Here is a 2504-nt window from a genome sequence, read left to right as displayed (position 1 = left end):
TGACGCCCGCGCTTTTGACGGATGGCCTTCGTATCGAGGGCGGCATCTGACCCGTTCAGGCAGCGGCGGTTTTGGGGAAGTTGAAGGGCAGCAGGTCGGTGATATCGGCGTCGTCGGCGCGCTGAGGCAATTCGGTGAGCACGTGGCGCAACCAGGCTAACGGCTCGACGCGTGAGGCGCGGCAGGTCAGCATCAGACTGTAGACGACGGCACTGGCCCTGGCTCCCTCGACGGTGTCGCTGAACAGCCAGCTCTTTCTGCCAGTGGCAAAGATTCTGATATCGCGCTCCAGGAGATTGTTGTCGATCGGCATCCTGCCGTCTTGCGTGTAGCGCGTCAGATATGACCATTGGTTCAGAGTGTAGGATACGGCATCGCCAAGCTTGCTGTCGGGCAAGACCTTCGGGGCGATTTGATCGAGCCATTCCTTGAGGGCGTTCAGGACGGGAATGCTGTGTTGCTGGCGGAAGCGGCGAATGCATTGATCTGGCGTTTCGCCTCTGTCTGGTTTTTCGTCCCGCGCCTGCCTTTCAACCCGGTAAAGCTGTTCGAAGAACCGCAGCGCCTGCTCTGGCGGGCCGCCGCCCTTCTTCCTCGCCTTGAGGGCATCGACAAAGCGCCGTCGGGAGTGGGCCATGCATCCAATGTGGGTGGTCCCTTCCAGCGTGCGCCATGCGGTATAGCCGTCACTCATCACGATGCCACGGTAATCGCCGAGGAAGGCCTGCGGGTGGATCTGGCCGCGGCCCGGCTGATAATCCAGAAGAACGATGGGCTCGTGACTGCCCTGGCCGCTGCGATAAGCCCACATGTACGATGTGCTGGTGGCTTTTTTGTCCTTCTCCTTGAGGACCTGAACCGTCGTCTCGTCGCCATGGATGAGAGGTTGCAGTCTGAGCCGCAGCTTCAGGGCGTCTGAGATGCGATGCAGATGCTTCTCGCTCGAGCCGATCACCCAGTGACCCAAAGCGCCGCGGCTGACAGGAACACCTGCGCGTTCGAAGGCCTGCGCCAGACGGTAGAGCGGCGTGCCATCGACATATTTGTGAACCAGCGCGAACGCCAGCGTTGAGGCCGTGGCAACGCTGCCCGGCAAGGGCTGCGTCGGCATCGGCGCGGTCACGACAGGGGCATTGATCCCGGTGCGATCGCAATGGCGGCACCCATATTTGAAGCGCACATTCTGTAAAACCTTCGCCTTCACCTCGATATGAAGTTGCTCGGTGACAGTCTCGCCCATGCGATGCATCTGGCCACGGCAGCAAGGACACGCCTTCTGATCGTCGGGCAGGTCATACTCGACCCGCTCACGCGGCAGGTTCGCCGGCAGCGGTCTGCGGCCGCGCTTCTTTCCCGTTGTGCTTTCGACGGGTGGCAAGCCCGTGTCCGGAAGTTCGGCGATATTGTCCGTTTCGCTGCCGGCATCATCCTCGTCGGCGGCCTGCTCGGCTTCATTGAACAGACGGTCGACGTGCTTTTCGCTGCGCGGCGCAAAACGATGCAGGCGTGCCAGCGCCAGTTCTTCCTCGAGCCTGACGACGCGCTCCGTGAGCTGACGATTCTCCACCTGCAGCGCAGCAATGCGCGCCAACAGCGCTTCGACACTCGGTTCGCCGGTTCGATTCATCGGATTCTTGAATCTGAACCGTACCGACGCGTCAACCGCTCAAGTCGAGAGCTCAGCCGGCAACCTGATATTGCCGCACCGGATGGCGGACCATCGCATCGATATCGATGCCGTCAAGGATCCAGTGCAATTGCTCGGTCGTCAGCGTGACGACCGCCTCCTGGCGGCGCGGCCATCGGAACTTGTCCTCGGTCAGCCGCTTCAGGACCAGCACAAAGCCGGACCGGTCGAAGAACAGCAACTTCATCCGGTCGCAACGGCGATTGCAGAACGCAAAAACCGCCGGAGCGAACGGATCGAGCGCCATCGTCTCCTGGACCAGAACCGCAAGGCTGTTGATGCCAGCCCGGAAGTCGATCGGCTCACGGTGCAGATAGACCTGCAGGTCACCGCCCAGTCTGAACATGGCCCAGGGCTCCGATGATCGCCGTCAATGCATCCACATCGCCGCATTCCAGCGCGACCTTCACGCCGTTCGGCAGCGACGCGCTCACTTTGGCCGGAGAACAAAAAGCTGTAGTCCCCTTGGGTTCCGACCCGCGCACTTCATCGCAAGCCGCCGGCAAACCCACCATCGCCACGCTGCTCCCCCGCGACAGGGCGCGATCGGAAGCCCCCTCAAGTTGAACCGGGATGAACGCCGATGGGGGAGACCGCGGGAGAGACCTGGTCGCGGTGTGCTTCTTGATCCATTTCCGGAGCAGGTTCGCGTTGACCCCGTGTTCGAGCGCAAGTCTCGATACCGAAACGCCAGGCTCAAGACAACTCGCGACAAGACGCTCCTTCGATGCCGCCTCGTAGCGCCGGCGACCGTTCCGACCAACAAGCCTGACCCGCAGTTTCTGATCATCGTCTGCCATCACAAGGTGTCCACCTA

3 protein-coding genes are annotated in these 2504 nt (G+C 61.7%); all 3 read right to left on the bottom strand.

The features are described 5' to 3' along the window. Window positions 1–55: 55 nt before the first annotated feature. Genes IVB36_RS14420 through IVB36_RS14410 form a run of 3 tightly spaced genes read right to left on the bottom strand, consistent with a single transcriptional unit; the run spans window position 56 to window position 2487 of the window. On the bottom strand, window positions 56–1627 hold the full coding sequence (locus tag IVB36_RS14420; RefSeq protein WP_247384585.1) for an IS66 family transposase: 1572 nt from the start codon (window positions 1625–1627) through the stop codon (window positions 56–58). 52 nt (window positions 1628–1679) lie between these two features. Continuing rightward, window positions 1680–2033, bottom strand: a complete 354-nt coding sequence (gene tnpB / locus IVB36_RS14415; RefSeq protein ID WP_148750250.1) for an IS66 family insertion sequence element accessory protein TnpB — start codon at window positions 2031–2033, stop codon at window positions 1680–1682. Next, complete coding sequence (locus IVB36_RS14410; RefSeq protein WP_247297715.1) at window positions 2014–2487, bottom strand: transposase; 474 nt, start codon at window positions 2485–2487, stop codon at window positions 2014–2016. Before IVB36_RS14410 ends, tnpB begins: the two co-directional genes overlap by 20 nt. Window positions 2488–2504 lie beyond the last annotated feature (17 nt).

This window comes from Bradyrhizobium sp. 35 (genome assembly GCF_023073215.1).
Taxonomy (GTDB): Bacteria; Pseudomonadota; Alphaproteobacteria; order Rhizobiales; family Xanthobacteraceae; genus Bradyrhizobium; species Bradyrhizobium canariense_D.
Note: the sequence above shows the minus strand (reverse complement) of the source record. Positions and strands in the feature narration are given on the sequence as shown.